The sequence below is a fragment of the Legionella bononiensis genome (genome assembly GCF_016786215.1).
In the GTDB taxonomy this organism is placed as follows: Bacteria; Pseudomonadota; Gammaproteobacteria; order Legionellales; family Legionellaceae; genus Legionella; species Legionella bononiensis.
This window is the reverse complement of sequence record NZ_JADOBG010000003.1, coordinates 25,220-43,614: the sequence shown is the minus strand read 5'-3', so window position 1 is coordinate 43,614 and position 18,395 is coordinate 25,220. Positions and strand designations below refer to the sequence as shown.

The following is an 18,395-nucleotide window of genomic DNA, read 5'->3' as shown; positions in this document are numbered from 1 at the left end:
TGTTACATAGGTATTGACTTCTAATTCATATTTGTTTAAATGGATAAAGTAAACCTGATTAAAGAACAATTCCATTAACTATTTAGTACTGGCTAAGTCATGAACTAATTTTTGCCGTAGCACTTCTTTTTCTTCGCTAGATAATGGTTGACCTTGATGATTAGTAATATAAAACATATCTTCGACACGTTCCCCAGCTGTTGCAATTTTCGCATTATGTAAATGAATGTTTAAACTAAGAAAAACTCTGCTAATGGCTGCCAGTAATCCGGGTCTGTCATTGGTTACCAGGAATAGACGAGTGTGGTGATTTAGATTATCTTCGCTGTAGTTAATTTGTGTTTTGACATTAAAATGAGCGAGAACTCTTGAGAGTCTTTTTCGAGTAACCGGAGGGAGATGGTCTTTATCAGCTAGATGGATGCATAAAGCTTTTTGGATGTCGTTTGAACGTTCCTCATCAAAAAATGCCTGGTTCTGTTCATCTAAAATAATATAGGTATCCAGGTCAAATTGATTATCGCAAGTTGTAATTGCTGCTTCCTGAATGGTTACGTGATGATTACTCAGAACAGTGGTGGTAATTGTAAACCGTTCATCTCTATGGGGCGTATATATAAATACTTCTGTTCCTCCCTGGCTATGATGCGGCATGATCATGACCAGGGGAAATTGTTTGCAGGATAGAATTGCTCGGGTATGTCGAGCGATGATCTCTGGTGATTCATGAAGAAAATATTTACCCTTAAATTGACTCCAGAGTTGTTGAATGGATTCATCTGAAATGTGTTCTGAAATCAGTATATCTCGTGCGAGTTGTTTACGAGTATTAATAAGTTCGGTTTCATCCATCAGTTCTTGTTCTTTGTGCAACATATGTTTTGCAGCACGATAGAGTTCTTTTAATAATGAGTCTTTCCAAGCATTCCAGAGTGTAGGGTTGGTTCCGCATATGTCAGCGACGGTCAGTAAATACAAATAATCCAGATAGCGTGGATGAGGGAGGAGTTGGCAAAAATGCTCAATGGTTTTGGGATCATATATATCCTGACGTTGAGCTGTTTGTGACATTAATAAATGATATCGTACCAACCAGATTAATAGGTCACTGTCTTCTTTATTGATCTGGTGTTTTTCGGTGAATAATTGCGCTTCATAAGCACCCAACTCAGAATGATCTCCTCCTCGACCTTTGGCAATGTCATGAAATAATGCACTTAAATACAAAATTTCCGGCTTATCAAGGGTTGGCATAATTTTGGCGCAGAGTGGAAATTGTTTTATAAAGGCCTCTTGTTTGAACCGTGATATGTTGCGAATAACAAAAAGGGTATGTTGATCTACCGTATACACATGAAATAAATCGTATTGCATTTGTCCGGTAACTGTGGCGAAGCAATCAAGGTAATGAGCTAATACACCGTATCGATTCATTCTTTGTAAAGCTTCATAGGGATCGTTCCCTGTTCTGAGAATGCTGATAAAAATTTGTGTCGCTTCAGGTGAATCTCGAAATCGTTTACTCAATAAAAATAAGGATTCCCTGATTAATCTGATTGTACTGGCTCGTACCCCTTCAATATCAGGACGTTTTGCTATCCAGAGAAAGAGTTTAAGTATGGAATAGGGGCGATGCTTGAATACATGAGTATGACGTACTTCAATATAGTTATTGGATAATTGGAATTCATTATCAAGGTGAATTATTTTTTGCTTTTGGTGATGAGCAATTGTTTCTTCAAACCATTGCAGGAGCATTTCATTTAATTCACGATTACGTTTAATGACTTTAAAGTAATCCTTCATAAATTGTTCTATTGCCAATGAATGTGGTTGATCCTGATAACCAAAAACCTGAGCTAATTTAACCTGATAATCGAAGGATAAACGCTCCTCTGCTTTCTCTGCGAGCATATGTAAAGCAAAGCGTACTCTCCACAGAAAGTGTTGGCAATACATGAGTTTTTCATACTCTTTTTCTGTAATAAATCCATAACCGATACCGTCAGCCAGCTTTTTAACGTTGAAGTGACGTTTACCGATACTGAGGAGTATTTGAAGATCACGTAAGCCTCCTGGTCCGTATTTAATATTAGGTTCAAGGTTATAAGCTGTTTCTCCGTATTTTGCATAACGATTTTTTTGCTCTTGCTCTTTGGCATAAAAATATTCATTGCTTGGCCACATGTGAAGAGGATGAATTTGGTAATTTAATTCTTCCATTAATGTTCCTTTGCCACAAATCAGAAACATATCCATAAGGGTAGAGATAACGGTTAAATCCTTACTGGCCAATTCAGCGCAGGAATTTACACTGGTAATTTGATGGCTTACTTCTAAACCAACATCCCAGCAATCCTGTATAAACGTTTGTGCCTTATGCAGTTGAGCTTTTGATATTTTATCAGTATGCAGAATGAGTAAATCAATATCGGAATGGAGTTGAAGCTCTCTGCGCCCGTAGCTGCCCAAGGCAAGCAGGCAAAAATGATCACCTTGATCCATTTTATTTTTAGTAAAGAGGTCTATTAGCAGGGTATCAATAAAGGCAGCCAATTTGCGTGTGATGGAAATAATATTGGCTTTTTGTCTGAATTCATTACACAGCTCATCCTTGAACTGTTTAATAATATTTTTAATGGTACGATTATCGTTCTTCATTACGCAGAGTCAAAATTTCTACACCGTTATCTGTAACAAGCAAGGTATGTTCCCATTGAGCAGAAAGGCTATGATCTTTTGTAACTACGGTCCAATGATCGGGCAATAAACGCGTATGGTATTTCCCAACATTCACCATAGGCTCTATAGTAAATGTCATTCCCGGTTCCAGTTTCATACCAGTACCAGGCACACCATAATGTAATACTTGTGGATCTTCATGAAACACTCGGCCAATTCCATGACCGCAGTAATCTCGCACTACAGAGCAGCGATTTTTTTCAGCATGCTGTTGAATTGCATGGCCAATGTCACCCAGCTGTACTCCGGGTTTAACCATATCTATTCCAATGAACAGGCAATCATGAGCGATTTGGACCACGTGTTTTGCTTTGATGGATGGCTCACCAACAATAAACATTTTACTGGTATCACCATGGTATTCATCTTTAATTACGGTGATGTCAATATTGATGATGTCTCCATCTTTTAAGGTTTTTTTACCAGGTATTCCGTGGCAGACTACATGGTTGATCGAGGTACATATAGATTTGGGAAAACCATTGTAGTTTAATGGCGCGGGAATTGCCTTTTGAACATTAACGATGTAGTCATGACAAATGGTATTAAGTTCATCGGTGCTAATTCCTTCTTTTACATAAGGCCCGATCATTTCCAGAACTTCACCTGCCAGTCGACCTGCGACACGCATTTTTTCTATTTCATCAGGTGTTTTAATTGTTACTGCCATTATGGATTTTCCAAAAATATTAATCTTAACACATGCAAAAGGAGAGAAACAGTATCGCTGATTTAATGAGGATATTCATTTACCAGGTGGCCGCAATCCATTCATTTGTAAGGATAAATTGAACTGAGCATATTAGCTCATCTGGATTTACCCTCTGAAGCAAATATCGTGAGACCTTGGGTTTTGAACCATTCTTTGTCTTCATTGATAACCAGAGACTCCAGACCGGGGATGGATGCAAGTGTTGGGTAGTCTGTAGTGACAAAATAGGTTTGTCCTAGAATATAAAATTCCTTGTTTTTTTGAGTGGGACTTACGAGTACATGACCTGATGGTACCAGTTGCATTAATTGCGTAATAAATTCAACGATCTCTTCTTTTTTTTCTATTCCATTAGTTACACCTAGTAAATAAGGAACGAACGCAGTATCAAAAACGGGTTTATTTTTGTTGTGCATCAGGTGTTTTAATTCTCCAGCATAAAAGCAGATATTTTTTTCAAATTCATAGTGTTTTTTATCTTTATTTTGAATGGCGTTTCGAACAAGCGATAAAATATAAAAAATATAGTTACGACGTAACCACCTGGGATTGAAAAGCCAAAGGATTCTATGGGTAATTTGTCCTGTAGGTAACTTAAGCAGGGGCGGATACCAGCATGTCAGTGCGGTTAATAGTTCTCCAACTGAAGGATAGGGGTTTCCTGCTTCGTCATATTCTCTGTAATGATAATATTTTTTATAAGCTTTCATCCAGGCAATTGTCACGGGATCCTTATCATAAACAGTAATGGAGTTCGCTCCAGCTTGGGCAAATATAAAGCTGCTGTTGCCATAACCCGGGATGATAAGGATGTTTTTATTTTCTATGTCCGCTTTAATATTATAACGATGCTTATTTTCACCTGATAAAACTGAGAACAGATAGCGTTCCGCTCCCATTGGATAAATCAAGACTTCTTTTTGATCCGAGATTCGAGTAATCCGCTGTTCCTGGATCCAATTTTTTTCCTGCTTGCTTAAAGTGGTTGTATTCATATCAGAGGCTGACATGGGGTATTCCTTAACTTGGAGAGTTCCTCAGTTTTATCGTTTCAGGATTCTTTGAGCAAAGTATCAAAATTTTCTCCCAACCGCCATCTTATCATTATTAAATATAGATTTTGCCTATCACAAGGATAGGTTGTTCTGGATTTACACAAATTATTTTAAAGATTAAAGTGCTTTTGATTTAATTAATTACAGAGGTATTTATATGCAGCAAATGAAACTAGTGTCCTTGTTCCTGCTGATTACAGGTGTATCGTATCAATCCATGGCCGCCATTGGTACCGACGATCAATCCTTATTAAAATTGAGACAGGAAGTCATTAAACAGTATATTGAGGATCTGGCCTCAGGAAATGCTGAAGAGATGAAAAAATTATTTGAACCTGATGGAATCGTCGTATCTACTTCAAGAGGAGCTGTTAAAGCCGAAGAGTTCTTTGATTCCTTCTTGCCATTAATTAATCAGGCCAATACACAAATTCATGCTCGATATTCTGTTGATTCCGATCTGAATCGCTATGGCGCTCGATTTCATTTTGATTTTGTTCTTAATGACGGCGAACATGGTGGTGGAGAGTATGTTGATGAATTTGTTTTTTAGAAGGAACTTCAAAATTATCAGCAGTTTATATGTTTGAAAACCTTAAATTTCCAGAACATAATTTAATGTAATATAAGTGGTTGAGCTCTGTTGAAAGCTCAACCTCATTGAATCACCCTCAGGATTATTGCTGAGTACATTGAACAACCACGCAATTCTTGGCAAATTCTGAACCTTCTGAACACAATTCCATTGCAGTTCCCAGAGCGGCTGCTCTGTCTGGACCGGTACCGTTGAATACTTTTCCTTTTGCGTCATTGACTATACATAACCAGTTGGCACTTGCATTGAAACTTAATGTAATGATCGTTAATGCCAGTAAAAATTTAAAGGTTTTCATTGAACTTTCTCCTTGTGGACACTTTTTTCAAGTTGATGTTGAGCTTATTGCCAACATCAGTACTCTGGTTTTCAACTTGGTTCTCGACCGGATTGGGAATAACTTTAATTTGAAGGATCAAATGTGAATAAAATCCGAACTTATTGGTTCAAATTATAATTACAGTGCAAAAAAATATAATTAGTGTTAAACTTGCTCAATTAATTGTACTTAATGAGCATAATTTGTTCATTTGTTTCGACGCTAAAATTAGGAACTATTGATGCATACAGGAACTGTAAATCGTTTTAATAAAATTAAAGGATATGGATTTATTACACCAGATGAAGGTCAAAAAGAGATTTTTGTGCATTTTTCAGAAATTCAGGCTGCTGGTTACAAAGAATTAAAAGAAGGACAACGGATTAGTTATGTGTTGGGACATGGTGAACGAGGTGAGTTTGCTACCCAGGTTATGATTATTAGTTAGAATGTGTCATTGAATATAAAATAAGGCTGGGCAGATGTTAGAAGTAAAAAATATCAGTATGCAGTTTGGACCTAAATCGTTATTCCAAAATGTGGACTTAATCTTGTTGCCTACCCAGCGTTATGGCGTTGTCGGAGCAAACGGTACCGGTAAATCGACTTTTTTAAAAATATTGGCTGGAGAAGAACAAGCGTCCAACGGTACAGTTGAAAAAGCTAAAAATCTTAAAATCGGTATATTAAAACAAGATCATTTTCGCTATGAAGAAGATCGACTTGTTGATGTAGTGATTCGTGGTAATTCGGACTTATGGGATGCATTGGTTGAAAAGGATAATTTATATTCCAAGGATGTTTTTAGTGAAGCGGATGGGTATCGATTAAGTGAGTTAGAAGAAATCATCATGAACCAGGGCGGTTATGAAGCAGAAGCCACTGCCAAGAAGCTGCTATTGGGCCTGGGTATTGCTGAAAAATTTCATTATGGTCCTCTTAGCGCATTATCAGGCGGATATAAATTACGTGTTTTATTAGCTCAAGTACTCTATCAACAACCGGATATCATGTTACTTGACGAACCGACAAACCACCTGGATATCGTATCTATTGCCTGGCTTGAAGAATTTTTGAAAACACAATTTAAAGGGTTATTGATCTTCATTTCTCATGATCGCAGTTTTCTTAATAATGTTTCGACGAATATTCTCGATATTGATTACGATACGGTACTCGATTATCCGGGTAATTATGATAAATTCTGTTTCTCTAAAGAAGAAAGTTTACGTTTAAAACAAAGTGAATTAAAAAATCAGGAAAAAAGAATTGAAGCCTTACAAGGTTTTGTCGATCGTTTTGGGGCAAAAGCAAGTAAAGCAAGTCAAGCCGCTTCCCGACAAAAAATGATTGATCGGATTGAGTTGGTAGAAATCAAAGAGTCCAATATATTCAAACCGTATTTTAATTTTCATCAGAAAAGACCATCAGGTAAATCAGTAGTTAAGGTAGAACAGCTTCATAAGAAATTTGATGAGCGCGTTTTATTAAAAGACGTCTCATTTACCATCCAGCGTAGTGATAAATGTGCAATCATTGGACCAAACGGCATCGGTAAATCAACTTTATTGAAAATCCTTTTGAATGAGTTGCATTCCGATCATGGCGCATTCGAGTGGAATGACACCGTGAGTATTGGTTATTTTGCCCAGGATTATCGTACTCAATTAGTGCCTGAACAAACAGTATTGCAATGGATGGAAGATCAGATTGCTGCGCCGTCACAGGAAATCAGGAAAGTTTTGGGACAGGTGTTATTTCGAGGTGTGGATGTAGATAAAAAAATTGGGATGTTAAGCGGGGGCGAATCAGCCCGTTTAATCATGGCAAAATTAATTTTGGAACAACATAACGTCCTCATCTTTGACGAACCAACCAACCATTTGGATTTGGAATCTATTGATGCTTTGATTGAAGCGATACAGATATTCCAAGGCGCTGTTTTATTTGTTAGCCATAATCGGTATTTTATTGATAATATTTCAACACGGGTATTGGTTCTTACTGAACAATATGGAGTACAAAATTACCTGGGTAACTACAACGATTATCTGGAGCAATACGGTGAAGATTATCTTGCCACAGCATAGATAAATTGTTTGAATGATAGGGTAGGTTGACAATTCATCAATTATTTTCCAATGACACGTGACGTTGAATCCTAAATTGTCAACAAGCCTGGTGTGATGTAGAACCTTATTGAACTGAGGAAAAGCTCATGAAACTCAAGCAGTTGATTCTGTCCCTATCTATTTTAATGTTCTTATTCTGTAATTCGGTTAGTGCATCTCAACCCGATGCGGAAAAGAATTTAGATCTCCTGGTACCTTCGATTGCTAAACCGTTTATTTCATCTCATCAGATTCCCGGAGTTTCAATAGCTATTTATTATAATGGCCAGGATTACTTTTATAACTATGGAGTAGCCGATAAACAAAAAGGTACTCCAGTTACCAAAAATACTATTTTTGAATTGGCTTCGATTACTAAAATATTTGTGAGCACGTTACTTGCTCTTGAAGTAGAGATGGGGAAAATTAAACTATCAGATTCTGTCGTTCAATACATACCTCAGCTTGCTAACACGAAGGGTATGCCTATAAATCGAGTTAAAATAGTTAATCTTGCGACACATACGGCAAGTTTTCCGCGTCAAATGGAAGAATTTGGTGTGGCCAGAAGTGACAGGGAAGCGTTTATTAAACAATTAAAAACATGGCATCCCAATGTACGAATTGGAACTCACTATCACTATTCAAACATTGGCTTTGGTTTTTTAGGCCTGATTTTGGAACAGGCTACCGGAACCTCTTTAACTGCTTTAACCGCTGAAAACATCACCGGACCTTTAGGAATGACTCATACTTATTTTGATGTTCCTCAATCCTTGAAAGCGAAAGAGGCTCAGGGTTATCGAAAAAATAATAACAAAGCACCCTATTATGTTCCTGCTAACTATTTAGGTGGGGGTGCATTACGATCATCTTCTGCTGATATGTTGAATTTTATGAAAGCGAATCTGGGTATTAAAGTGAATAATGCTTCTTCACAATTGCTGACCGCCATGCAATTGGCTCAACAACCTGCTTTTGTAGTCAGACCTAAGTTTATTATGGGGTTAGGCTGGCAAAGAGTGATTCGTGGAAACAACCTGCTGATAACCAAAAATGGAGGGAATCAGGGTTTTAATACCTTTATTGGTTTTTCGCCAGAGAAAAAACTTGGAGTTGTTGTTTTAACCAATAAAGCGAAAGTTAATGCTACCCGTTTGGGTAATCTGATTTTGAATTCTCTTATTAATTAGGTGCGTCACCTAATATTTTCATTGTTTTGTCGTATTAAATGCTTACTGTTGCGCATTTGATTTACTTTATCTTGTGTTTAAAAAATAAACTATAATTAAGGATGAAAACATCAGACTTAATGAAGATTGGATGATTCCATGAACAGCAAAGTAAAGAAAAATGCGTTACGAACTCTTGTTTTTGCATTGTGTGTTATTGCCAGTGCCGCTGCTGCAGCATATGGAGGTTGGCATGCTGTAGGTTGGCATGGTGCCGTTGGTGGATGGAATGGTGTTGTATGGCATAACAACGGTTGGAACAATATAGGCAGGTATGGTGGGGCAGTAGTAACAGGAGCCCCCGGTGTCGGATACTATGCTCCTATGTGCCAGCCTGTAAGACTATGTAATTTAGATGGCGAATGCTGGACACAACAACAATGCGATTAAATCGATCGTGTAGCGTATCTGAATGCCCCAGGGCACATGAACATTAAGAGAATCTGTAAACCTGTATTAGCGTAGCGTAATACAGGATCGAAGTAACAACAAACTCCACTGATTCCCGTATTACGCTGTGCTAATACGGGCTACAATAAATAAATTTTAATTTAATTAAGGAATCCAGAACAGGGACACTAACTATTGGATACTACCCAGATAATCTGTTTTACCAATGACTAGACCATTGTGACGCAGAATGGCATAGGTCATGCTGATATGAAAATAAAAGTTTGGTAGAACAAAATGCGTTACATAATCCAGTCCTTTAAAATGAAGTTCATGATGTTGTGCTTTCAAAGTAACTTCTCTGTTTTCGCTACTGTCAATTTGTGATGAACTGAAGCTTTGTAAAAAATGGATGGTTTTTTGGATTCGATCGTCCAATTCCGCGAAGCTGGATTCAGTATCTTCGTAAACAGGGATTTCAATAGCCGCAAGACGAGAAGCGCAACCCTTTGCTGTATCAGTGGCGATTTGTACCTGGCGTACCAAGGGAAACATATCCGGCGCTAAACGAGCATTAAGCCATTCGGCTGGATCAATTTGTGCTTTGACACAATGAGCTTCGGCTTTTTTTAGAATAATTGATATGTTATTTAACATTCGAATGAATACAGGGATGGTTATTTGATGCATTGATAAAGACATGTTTGCTTCCTGATTGAGTTGTTAATACGTTTATTTACCCAGTGAATATATAACATGTTTTGCAGTAACTTGGGGATAGTATATTTCGTTAAAAAAATCGAGCTCAAATTCAACGGATTTGGAAAAAAATTCTATGAGTTCAGAATGTTTCATTTGATTCGCATCCCCCACTATTAAATTCACGGTTGCTGCCAGATCTTTTGTAACCTGTACGAATTCAGCTCCTGAATAGGTCGCTATCCATTCATAATAGGGATGTGGTGTCATTATGGAAGACGTTTGTATCATGGTGCCTAATTGGTAATATATCCAGAAGCAGGGCAGGATACTGCAAAGAGCTTCAGGTACTCTGGCTTGCGTTGAGGTGTTAACCAAATATTGTGAATATTGTGATACCGAATAACCCATTTGATGTTCATTAAAATCATTAAAATGAATTCGGTATTGTAACTGCATGGTGTGTTCATTGTTTATAACATCTTCAGCCAGCTTGTTAAGCTGTGATGATAAATCCGGATTAATCTTGATTGTTCGTTTGGCAATGTTCTGCAGCGCGGATGAAAATTGACGCAAATATAAAAAATCATCACGCAAATATTGTCCGAATTTTTCTTGGGGCAGTGTTCCTGCAAATAACTCCTGATTGAATGGATGATCGTAAATTGATTGTAAGGAGTTCCGATTAAGACGAATTAGCCTGGATAAAAAACTGCTATCCGGCTTTTTTTTATAAAATAAATGGCAGTACTTCAAGTAAGACATAATTCACTCTTCCTTCGCAGGTATTATCCAGATCAGGTACAAAGGGTTTTTCTCAGCCAAACCAATTAACGGTTTAGCACCCCTGGTGATAATTTGATGTTGATTTTAGGCCTGTCTCGATTGAGAGTCAAGGAAGGGATGTAGCACTGTTGAGTAGCAATTCAACAGTGCGTGAGGAACAAGAAAATAGTGAGATGAGCCATTATGCGTGATGATGCTCATGCATGTTTTTGATTTCCTGATATTGTTGTTTTTGTTGAGCTGTCAGGAGCGAGTATATTTGATGGCGCATCAGGATGTGGCTTTTTAACATAGCGCCTTTAATTTTACTTCTTTGATTGATCAAATTATCCAGTTTTGCTTCGTCGATTTTCTCTGCTTTGATTAAGTCGTTTATTTGAGCCCGAATCACTTTTAGTTGTTTGTAGCTGGACTTTAACTGAGTTTTAGCCTGGACCCGTATTGCTTTGATTTTCGCTTTTTGATCATGGGTCAAATTTAAATTCTGGGATATTTTTTTGCTGTCATTACAATGACATGATTTGGATGGGTTTTTTTCGGCTGGGCAAGCATAAGATGGTTGTCCAATAATCAAGGCTAAAGTAATTACCGATAACCAGATAAGTTTCTTACTCATTATCATTTCCTCTTGTTCGTTAAATGTATATTCCTGTGGGTATAATTAACTCATTCCATCCATGATTGGCGCAGTATAGATCGAAAAGAATAGATAAATACAGTGTTATCTATTAATTTCATTGCTGAAAATCCTTCGATATGTTATAAATAACGCGCTTTAAATACACACACGTTTCGTCACATACGTTAGGGTCCCTTGTGGGTTTCGTATGGGAAGCGTGGAGGCATAACCCTGGAGATATAATATGAATGTTAGTATGCGTGAACTGCTCGAAGCCGGAGCACATTTTGGTCACAGAACTCGGTACTGGAACCCTAAAATGGGTGAGTACATTTTTGGATCAAGAAATAAAATCCACATCATCAATTTAGAAAAAACCATGCCTATGTTGAGCGACGTGGTAAATTATGTTGGTCGATTGGCATCAAATAAAGCAAAAATATTATTTGTTGGAACGAAAAGAGCAGCACAAGACAGTATTCGTGAACACGCGAGACGTTGTGGTATGCCCTATGTAGATCATCGTTGGTTAGGTGGTATGTTGACCAACTATAAGACAGTTCGTCAATCTATATTCCGATTGAAAGAATTAAAAGAAATGAAAGAAAAAGGTCTGTTTAACGACATGATCAAGAAAGAAGCATTGATGTTGACTCGTGAACTTGAGAAATTAGAGCGTGGTTTAGGTGGTATTGAACACATGGGTGGTTTACCTGATGCTCTGTTTGTTGTTGACGTTGGTTTTGAGCACATTGCGGTTGAAGAAGCACGCCGGTTAAAAATACCTGTTATTGGTGTTGTCGATACCAACAACAGCCCAGACAATATTGATTACGTGATTCCTGGAAATGATGATTCCATGCGAGCTGTAGATATTTATGTTCGTTGTATTGCGGATGCAATTCTGGATGGAAAAAACAGCAATACTGTTGGTGGTATGTCTTCTGACTCTGAATTTGTAGAAGTTGCTACTGGTTCCGGTGAAGCTGATAAAGCTGGGGAATAATTAATATTTGAATAAAGGGGGCGTTAATTTTAATTAGCCCCCTTTTTGCTATGTGGAGAAATGAATATGTCAACAATTAGTGCTGGATTAGTAATGCAACTTCGTGAGCGCACAGGCGCAGGCATGATGGAATGTAAAAAATTTCTAATTGCGACTAACGGTGATATAGAGCTGGCTATAACGGAAATGCGCAAAGCAGGCCAGGCTAAAGCAGATAAAAAAGCGGATAGAGTTGCTGCTGAAGGTATCGTTGTTATTGCTCGTTCTGCAGACGAATGTTCCGCAGTGATGATAGAAATCAATAGCGAAACAGATTTCGTAGCACGTGATGAGAACTTTACCAACTTTGCAAATGCTGTTGCTGAAGCTGCTTTAAACAGTTCTGTGTCTGATATTGCTGCATTATCTGATTTAACTATATCTGGTGGAATCACCGTTGAGCAAGCCAGACAACAGTTGGTTGCTAAGATTGGTGAGAACATTAAATTACGACGTATTGAACGAATCAGTTGTGCTGGCGGAGTTATTGGATACTACTTACACGGCTCAAGAATTGGTGTTATGGTTGCTTTGAAAAATGGTTCAGAAGAATTAGCCAAAGACATCGCAATGCATATTGCAGCCAGCAAGCCTATCGTTGTAAATCGTGATCAGGTATCAGCTGAAGCGATTGAAAACGAAAGAGAAATTTTCACAGCTCAAGCAAAAGAAAGCGGTAAGCCACAAGAAATTATCGATAAAATGATTGAAGGACGTATTAATAAGTTTATTGATGAAGTCAGCTTATTAGGCCAACCTTATGTTAAAAATCCTGATATTAAAGTAGGTCAACTTCTGAAAGAGAAAAATGCTGAAGTGGTTTCTTTCATTCGCTATGAAGTGGGTGAAGGTATTGAAAAGAAAGAAGATAATTTTGTTGAAGAAGTGATGGCTCAGGTTCGTACATGATGAATGAAAGTCACCCGAAATTAAAATACAAACGCATATTGCTTAAATTTAGCGGCGAAGCCTTGATGGGCAAGTCGCAATTTGGCATAGATCCTTCTGTTCTTGATACTTTAGCTCGAGATGTTGCCGAGTTAATTCAAATGGGAGTCGAAGTAGGTTTGGTTATTGGTGGCGGTAATTTATTCCGTGGTAAAGCCCTTTCTCAAGCTGGGTTAGGGCGGGTTACCGGTGATCATATGGGAATGTTGGCAACAGTAATGAATGCTTTGGCAATTCGAGATGCCTTGGAGCGAATCGATTTACCGGCACGTATTATGTCAGCCATTCCTATGATGGGTGTAGTGGACTCTTATCATCGACGTAAGGCAATGACTCATTTACGAAATGGTCAAGTTGTGATTTTTGCAGCGGGAACAGGTAATCCATTTTTTACAACGGATACAGCTGCTTGCTTAAGAGCAATTGAAGTAGGTGCTGATGTTGTATTGAAAGCGACAAAAGTGGACGGAGTATATTCTGCTGATCCTCTTAAAAATCCAGATGCTGTTCGATATGATTATTTAACTTATAAAGAAGTATTAACCAAGGGTTTGGAAGTTATGGACTCTACAGCAATTTGTTTGTGCCAGGATCAAGGTATGCCATTACAGGTTTTTGATATGGCGGCTCCTAATGCATTAAAGCGAATTGTAACCGGAGAGCGAGTAGGTACTATAGTCGGAGCGAATCATGATCAATGAAATAAAACAAGACTCAGAAAAGCGGATGAAGAAAACGATTGAATCATTGCACGTGGATATGTCAAAAATTCGTACTGGAAGAGCTAATGCAGGCTTGTTGGATCATGTTCAAGTCGATTATTACGGAACTCTAACTCCTTTAAGCCAAGTAGCAAATATTAGCGCCAGTGACTCAAGGACCATTACAGTTACTCCTTGGGAAAAATCTATGGTGGCTGCAATTGAAAAAGCTATTTTGACTTCTGACCTGGGTTTGAATCCGTCTACAGCAGGAAGTGCGATTCGTGTTCCTATGCCTCCTTTAACAGAAGAACGTCGTAAAGAATTGATAAAAGTGGTGCGTAACGAAGGGGAACAGGGACGGGTATCCATTCGTAATATTAGAAGAGACGCGAATTCTCAATTGAAAGATTTAGTTAAAGAAAAAGCAATTTCTGAAGATGATGAACGTCGTGCTACTGAAGTAATTCAAAAACTTACTGATAAATATATTGCTGAAATTGATGCAATTCTCGTTGCAAAAGAAAAAGATTTAATGGAAATTTAAATTACGCCACCCTATTCTTTTTTCTATAACACGATTTATCAAATAGTATCAAAACCCGGACCCACCGGGTTTTTTTAGTTACAGCGCTAAGTTTTTACCTAAAGAGTACATTTGCCGAAAATGAGTCGCACACGTACCTCTATATTTGAACTGGAATAATTCCATTAATAATCCTAAACTTAAATCAATAATAATAAAAATAGGATACTGCAATGAAACGGATACTGGGGTATATTCTATTGTCTTTAATAAGTACCATGTCTTTTTCCAATGACTTGGGAAAAAAAACCTACGATATTGCCTGCCAAAATTGTCATTCCCCAAAACTGGCAACCGCAATTAAAGCTCCTGCCGCATTTGATAAAAATGCCTGGCAAATACGATTTAAAAAGGCAAAAACTGAATCTGAAAAAAATCCTTCTTATTTCAAAACTCCAATAGATTATCTTCTTTACAGTGTAAAAATGGGTAAAGGCTTGATGCATCATGGCGGTTTATGCAATGAAGCGGATATACCCAATAAGGATTGTTCTGATGAAGCTCTTATCGCTGCAATTAATTATATGAGTGAGCAACAAAGTGAATAAATAAAGTTGGTCCTGCTGTATTTGGATCGAGATAGCTCTTATTTATAGTGGGCTCAATTTAAGTGGACGATGTTTAATATTCTCCAAGGGTTCCCCAGGATTGGGTCCATGAAATATTCTTCATTTCTCCCGTAGCATTTATTTGCTCAATAAACACCTCTTTATTGGGATTTTTGGCTGCAACCAGCACCAGATTCGCGCAATGTTTGATTGGTATCACTATTGCGGTATTAAATTGCTTTTTAATGGTCTGGACGAGTTCCCATTGCTCTTTATAATTAGCCAGATTAACTGCAAGAAATCCATCTTCTGTGAGACGGTTGTGACATGAAATGAAGAAGTTATCTGTTGTACATTCTTTGGGAAAATTATGGGCATCATATAAGTCTACAATAAGGTGCTTGTATAGTAGAGAAGTGCTTTGAACAAACTCGCTGGCATTTTGGTGGATTATTTCAAGCTTGGGTAACTGATTTACCATAAAATAGCTTTTGGATATTTGAATAACTTCTTCGCTGCATTCTACAGCAGTGATTGATTGGTTCGGAGTAATGGTTTTAAGCATGTGGGGTATGCCCGCACCACCTAGCCCGAATAAACAACAATTATCAGGATAGTTCCTAGCCATAAGTGTAAGAGCAGGCAGATAATGCAAGATTGGATTTTGTGGTTTTCGTCGATTGATTACCGTTTGTAACGCCTCGCTGCCCAAAGTAAGCCAACGATAAATTGAGTTTTGAAATACTTTATATCCCGATGGGGAAGTATAAATACATTGCCCCAGTTTTGTTTTCCACATGAGAGTGTTAATCCTTATATCAATTGTATACATTGAGTATTTTTAATTGTTTCGTTGTATTTCAAATAAACCTCTGTTAAGTTTAATTTGCAAAGTTTAGCCTAAAATAACATATTTTTCAGACAGGGAGTCAGTCGTATGGATGAAAAGCGTGATAAGTTATTAGTTAAAAATGATGTTGCACTTCCCCCAAGAGCTCGTAGTATAGAGGAGGTTCAGCCGATAAGATCAGATGATGTGTCTTTGTCCAATAAAGTTGTCTTGGTGCAAAAAATCAAGGATCAAAGAGAATCAGGACAACGTTCTGCTTATTTTTTAAAACATCATAATGCCCAATCAGGTCTTGCAGAACTTGAAGCCTATTGTGGCGCAATTTGTCAGTTTATAGCTACTTCCAGATATGTTCCCAATACTCGCCCTTATTTTGATCGGGATGGAATAGTAAATCGAGTAAGTTCAAAAGCAATGGTTGGTTTTCGTTCAAATTACGACGTTCCTCTTTGCCTCAATGATTTTTTAATCAGTAGCCCTGAAATTGACACAGAGTTCAGACAACGTAGTTTAATACTTTGTACTGAAAATCTTCTAAATTATTACAACACGTATAATCCATCTGGAGGATTTAAATACTATGCTTCATTGAGCTTTGTCTCTTCTTGGTTAAAAACTACACCTACTCAATACGCTACACGAAATGTTTTACTGCAATCCCTCAATAATCCAGGGCAGTCCTCAATGAACACGTCATTAAACGCGCTAAAACAAAGAAGAGATTATTTAATGTCTCAAGCAGCACGGGCTCCTGATTTTTTGAACGAATATTATCAATTAAACCAGGCAATTCGCCAACTTAAAACCTTTAAAACCATTGGAAGCATTAAAGAACCTTTAGGGTTGTCTATTAAAGTATTAGAACAATTGGACAGAATAGTTAAAACTAAAGGAATTGATCTGGATCAATGTGGGCAGAATCTTAGTGAAGAAATTGATGGCATTCAGTACACTGTACCGACTCGAGATTTAAAAAATTATCGTACCATTAAAGGATTGGGAGTGGGATGGAGTACTCGTTATATATTTAAAGAGGGAGATGGTCATAATTCCGATTCGTCAAAGGATGGAATCATTTTAGATTTTGATTGGACAAAAGCAAATATTCTTTATGATTATCGATCGAATGATGTGTTTAATCAGTTACTCAGGCATTCTGATAGTGTCGAGTTTGCTTGTAATGAATATAATATGGAACATTTTCCTGATATCGATGAACCCAATTTATTTTATTGGCCTACAAAACAACCTGATTTACGAGATATTTTGTTAACTAATTTCGCTCAGGTACTGGCAGTTATAGATAAGGAAGTAGTCGAAAGCAATGTGTTGTTCAATCTTATACCGATACATTTAATATTGGCCACATTTGATTATATTGAAAATGATTATTTAGAACATAATAATAAAACGTATTTTGAACAAATCAGTGATTTTTTTCATAGTGTTTATTTAAAGCTGAATAGATTAATAACGAATCAACCAATAGATCAAGTAGATGTTAAAGAGAAAATCAGACATTTTTTTAAATGTCTGATAGAAAAAGTAAGTCAATTAGCAGATCTTATTTATTTAGGGGTAAATCCATTAGATGCCAGAACAATTGGTGCTCATATAAAAGTCGCAGAGCGTTATCTCGCTTCTTTTTTTGTGCATTATCAAGAGCTTCGCACGAATTTCATAACTTTTTCTCAGGGGCCTTTATTTAAAGAAGTAACGGGAATTGAATCACCTGATGAGCAATGGTTAGAGAAAATGCTTCAGCACAGTGATGGTTTTATTCGTGTTCTAAAAGATCAAATGGAAATTCTCAGTTTGGAGTTTCATAAGAGATATGATCATTTTGAACGAAATTCATATACTGTTGAAGATAATACCAATTATAAATTATTAGCTGGCCACCCTGTATTTATTTTTCACAAATATAAAACCTTTCTCAAGTATATTTTAACTGATCCAGAGATTTTTCGAGTTCTTGCAGAATTGAATATTGCCGAAGATCCTGCGTCTGCTGCTTCTTCTTCGTCGAATACATCTAAAAACAACATTCATGATAAGTTGGTAACTGATGAGAAGAATCGCATTCAGGAAATAAGAAATACCCTGGTATCAATGCCTGATTTTAAACGATTTTTAAAAGAACATGGGCAATTTGCTTTTGATTTGATAAAAGAGGAATTTGCAACTGAGCGGGATAAATACAGTAAAAAAACAAAAAATACAGAGTACTATGAGAGGCTGGTTCAAGCGTTGGATTTAGAGCATATTGAATCGAAATTCAATGAGCTATGTAAGGTCTGTGAAGCCGATGATCATGACATATCTTCTGAAGATGATATGCTGTATTCATTATACATCTGACCGTAATTAAAAAACCAATTAATGGTTAGAGCTTATTTCATAAAGATCGCAATTTAATCTGCCTGGGCTAATGTACCAGGCGATTGATAAATCTAG

The 18,395-nt window shown here is 37.2% G+C and carries 19 protein-coding genes and 1 riboswitch; of the genes, 11 read left to right on the top strand and 8 right to left on the bottom strand.

All coding sequences use genetic code 11. The features are described from left to right. Positions 1–78: 78 nt before the first annotated feature. The 3 genes from glnD to IZU94_RS03130 all read right to left on the bottom strand — a co-directional run bounded on the left by glnD (position 79) and on the right by IZU94_RS03130 (position 4,464). Positions 79–2,661, bottom strand: a complete 2,583-nt coding sequence (glnD, locus tag IZU94_RS03140; RefSeq protein WP_203107927.1) for a [protein-PII] uridylyltransferase — start codon at positions 2,659–2,661, stop codon at positions 79–81. After that, positions 2,648–3,412: a type I methionyl aminopeptidase gene (gene map / locus IZU94_RS03135; RefSeq protein ID WP_203107925.1), complete on the bottom strand. Its 765-nt coding sequence runs from the start codon at positions 3,410–3,412 to the stop codon at positions 2,648–2,650. The genes glnD and map overlap by 14 nt, the downstream gene beginning before the upstream one ends. Before the next feature lie 137 nt (positions 3,413–3,549). Then, on the bottom strand, positions 3,550–4,464 hold the full coding sequence (locus IZU94_RS03130) for an ABC transporter permease (protein ID WP_203107923.1): 915 nt from the start codon (positions 4,462–4,464) through the stop codon (positions 3,550–3,552). A 202-nt stretch (positions 4,465–4,666) separates the two neighbouring features. Here IZU94_RS03130 and IZU94_RS03125 point away from each other — a divergent pair, with 202 nt between their 5' ends. Further along, positions 4,667–5,062: a hypothetical protein gene (locus IZU94_RS03125; protein ID WP_203107921.1), complete on the top strand. Its 396-nt coding sequence runs from the start codon at positions 4,667–4,669 to the stop codon at positions 5,060–5,062. 124 nt (positions 5,063–5,186) lie between these two features. On the opposite strand, the gene IZU94_RS03120 is transcribed toward IZU94_RS03125, so the two are convergent. Continuing rightward, positions 5,187–5,402: a hypothetical protein gene (locus IZU94_RS03120; RefSeq protein WP_203107919.1), complete on the bottom strand. Its 216-nt coding sequence runs from the start codon at positions 5,400–5,402 to the stop codon at positions 5,187–5,189. A gap of 262 nt (positions 5,403–5,664) precedes the next feature. Between IZU94_RS03120 and IZU94_RS03115 the strand changes: the two genes are divergently transcribed. The 4 genes from IZU94_RS03115 (at position 5,665) to IZU94_RS03100 (ending at position 9,156) form a co-directional block, all read left to right on the top strand. Next, the gene (locus IZU94_RS03115; RefSeq protein WP_203107917.1) at positions 5,665–5,871 is read left to right on the top strand and encodes a cold-shock protein; all 207 of its coding nucleotides are present in this window, start codon (positions 5,665–5,667) and stop codon (positions 5,869–5,871) included. Between the two features lie 34 nt (positions 5,872–5,905). After that, positions 5,906–7,513, top strand: a complete 1,608-nt coding sequence (locus IZU94_RS03110) for an ABC-F family ATP-binding cassette domain-containing protein (protein WP_203107915.1) — start codon at positions 5,906–5,908, stop codon at positions 7,511–7,513. A 128-nt stretch (positions 7,514–7,641) separates the two neighbouring features. Then, a complete protein-coding gene (locus IZU94_RS03105) occupies positions 7,642–8,727 on the top strand; it encodes a serine hydrolase (protein WP_238400481.1) in 1,086 nt (361 codons plus the stop codon). A gap of 138 nt (positions 8,728–8,865) precedes the next feature. Further along, on the top strand, positions 8,866–9,156 hold the full coding sequence (locus tag IZU94_RS03100; protein WP_203107913.1) for a hypothetical protein: 291 nt from the start codon (positions 8,866–8,868) through the stop codon (positions 9,154–9,156). A 192-nt stretch (positions 9,157–9,348) separates the two neighbouring features. On the opposite strand, the gene IZU94_RS03095 is transcribed toward IZU94_RS03100, so the two are convergent. The 3 genes from IZU94_RS03095 to IZU94_RS03085 form a co-directional block, all read right to left on the bottom strand. Beyond that, positions 9,349–9,858 carry a DUF1993 domain-containing protein gene (locus tag IZU94_RS03095; RefSeq protein WP_203107911.1) on the bottom strand — a complete coding sequence of 170 codons (510 nt, stop codon included), beginning with the start codon at positions 9,856–9,858 and terminating at the stop codon, positions 9,349–9,351. A gap of 30 nt (positions 9,859–9,888) precedes the next feature. Beyond that, positions 9,889–10,620 carry a TenA family protein gene (locus tag IZU94_RS03090; protein WP_203107909.1) on the bottom strand — a complete coding sequence of 244 codons (732 nt, stop codon included), beginning with the start codon at positions 10,618–10,620 and terminating at the stop codon, positions 9,889–9,891. After that, positions 10,612–10,714, bottom strand: a riboswitch (TPP riboswitch). It overlaps the preceding gene by 9 nt. A 108-nt stretch (positions 10,715–10,822) precedes the next feature. Next, positions 10,823–11,257, bottom strand: coding sequence for a Spy/CpxP family protein refolding chaperone (locus IZU94_RS03085; protein ID WP_203107907.1), 435 nt, complete (start codon positions 11,255–11,257; stop codon positions 10,823–10,825). Positions 11,258–11,504: 247 nt separating this feature from the next. Here IZU94_RS03085 and rpsB point away from each other — a divergent pair, with 247 nt between their 5' ends. The 5 genes from rpsB (at position 11,505) to IZU94_RS03060 (ending at position 15,088) form a co-directional block, all read left to right on the top strand. Then, positions 11,505–12,266, top strand: a complete 762-nt coding sequence (rpsB, locus tag IZU94_RS03080) for a 30S ribosomal protein S2 (RefSeq protein WP_203107905.1) — start codon at positions 11,505–11,507, stop codon at positions 12,264–12,266. A gap of 66 nt (positions 12,267–12,332) precedes the next feature. Then, positions 12,333–13,214 carry a translation elongation factor Ts gene (tsf, locus tag IZU94_RS03075; protein WP_203107903.1) on the top strand — a complete coding sequence of 294 codons (882 nt, stop codon included), beginning with the start codon at positions 12,333–12,335 and terminating at the stop codon, positions 13,212–13,214. Next, positions 13,211–13,954 (top strand): UMP kinase, encoded by a 744-nt coding sequence (gene pyrH / locus IZU94_RS03070; protein WP_058473493.1) that lies wholly within the window; start codon positions 13,211–13,213, stop codon positions 13,952–13,954. Before tsf ends, pyrH begins: the two co-directional genes overlap by 4 nt. Next, entirely contained in the window at positions 13,944–14,501 is a 558-nt protein-coding gene (gene frr / locus IZU94_RS03065) for a ribosome recycling factor (RefSeq protein ID WP_203107901.1), read from the top strand. Before pyrH ends, frr begins: the two co-directional genes overlap by 11 nt. A gap of 212 nt (positions 14,502–14,713) precedes the next feature. Next, entirely contained in the window at positions 14,714–15,088 is a 375-nt protein-coding gene (locus IZU94_RS03060) for a c-type cytochrome (RefSeq protein WP_203107900.1), read from the top strand. 73 nt (positions 15,089–15,161) lie between these two features. On the opposite strand, the gene IZU94_RS03055 is transcribed toward IZU94_RS03060, so the two are convergent. After that, positions 15,162–15,887 carry a spermidine synthase gene (locus tag IZU94_RS03055; RefSeq protein ID WP_203107899.1) on the bottom strand — a complete coding sequence of 242 codons (726 nt, stop codon included), beginning with the start codon at positions 15,885–15,887 and terminating at the stop codon, positions 15,162–15,164. Between the two features lie 138 nt (positions 15,888–16,025). Between IZU94_RS03055 and IZU94_RS03050 the strand changes: the two genes are divergently transcribed. After that, on the top strand, positions 16,026–18,299 hold the full coding sequence (locus IZU94_RS03050; RefSeq protein ID WP_203107897.1) for a hypothetical protein: 2,274 nt from the start codon (positions 16,026–16,028) through the stop codon (positions 18,297–18,299). Positions 18,300–18,395 lie beyond the last annotated feature (96 nt).

What these genes read in the sequence shown, in the direction of transcription:
- glnD (WP_203107927.1), bottom strand. Translation starts at nt 2,661, where the DNA reads ATGAAGAACGATAATCGTACCATTAAAAATATTATTAAACAGTTCAAG.
- map (WP_203107925.1), bottom strand. Translation starts at nt 3,412, where the DNA reads ATGGCAGTAACAATTAAAACACCTGATGAAATAGAAAAAATGCGTGTC.
- IZU94_RS03130 (WP_203107923.1), bottom strand. Translation starts at nt 4,464, where the DNA reads ATGTCAGCCTCTGATATGAATACAACCACTTTAAGCAAGCAGGAAAAA.
- IZU94_RS03125 (WP_203107921.1), top strand. Translation starts at nt 4,667, where the DNA reads ATGCAGCAAATGAAACTAGTGTCCTTGTTCCTGCTGATTACAGGTGTA.
- IZU94_RS03120 (WP_203107919.1), bottom strand. Translation starts at nt 5,402, where the DNA reads ATGAAAACCTTTAAATTTTTACTGGCATTAACGATCATTACATTAAGT.
- IZU94_RS03115 (WP_203107917.1), top strand. Translation starts at nt 5,665, where the DNA reads ATGCATACAGGAACTGTAAATCGTTTTAATAAAATTAAAGGATATGGA.
- IZU94_RS03110 (WP_203107915.1), top strand. Translation starts at nt 5,906, where the DNA reads ATGTTAGAAGTAAAAAATATCAGTATGCAGTTTGGACCTAAATCGTTA.
- IZU94_RS03105 (WP_238400481.1), top strand. Translation starts at nt 7,642, where the DNA reads ATGAAACTCAAGCAGTTGATTCTGTCCCTATCTATTTTAATGTTCTTA.
- IZU94_RS03100 (WP_203107913.1), top strand. Translation starts at nt 8,866, where the DNA reads ATGAACAGCAAAGTAAAGAAAAATGCGTTACGAACTCTTGTTTTTGCA.
- IZU94_RS03095 (WP_203107911.1), bottom strand. Translation starts at nt 9,858, where the DNA reads ATGTCTTTATCAATGCATCAAATAACCATCCCTGTATTCATTCGAATG.
- IZU94_RS03090 (WP_203107909.1), bottom strand. Translation starts at nt 10,620, where the DNA reads ATGTCTTACTTGAAGTACTGCCATTTATTTTATAAAAAAAAGCCGGAT.
- IZU94_RS03085 (WP_203107907.1), bottom strand. Translation starts at nt 11,257, where the DNA reads ATGAGTAAGAAACTTATCTGGTTATCGGTAATTACTTTAGCCTTGATT.
- rpsB (WP_203107905.1), top strand. Translation starts at nt 11,505, where the DNA reads ATGAATGTTAGTATGCGTGAACTGCTCGAAGCCGGAGCACATTTTGGT.
- tsf (WP_203107903.1), top strand. Translation starts at nt 12,333, where the DNA reads ATGTCAACAATTAGTGCTGGATTAGTAATGCAACTTCGTGAGCGCACA.
- pyrH (WP_058473493.1), top strand. Translation starts at nt 13,211, where the DNA reads ATGATGAATGAAAGTCACCCGAAATTAAAATACAAACGCATATTGCTT.
- frr (WP_203107901.1), top strand. Translation starts at nt 13,944, where the DNA reads ATGATCAATGAAATAAAACAAGACTCAGAAAAGCGGATGAAGAAAACG.
- IZU94_RS03060 (WP_203107900.1), top strand. Translation starts at nt 14,714, where the DNA reads ATGAAACGGATACTGGGGTATATTCTATTGTCTTTAATAAGTACCATG.
- IZU94_RS03055 (WP_203107899.1), bottom strand. Translation starts at nt 15,887, where the DNA reads ATGTGGAAAACAAAACTGGGGCAATGTATTTATACTTCCCCATCGGGA.
- IZU94_RS03050 (WP_203107897.1), top strand. Translation starts at nt 16,026, where the DNA reads ATGGATGAAAAGCGTGATAAGTTATTAGTTAAAAATGATGTTGCACTT.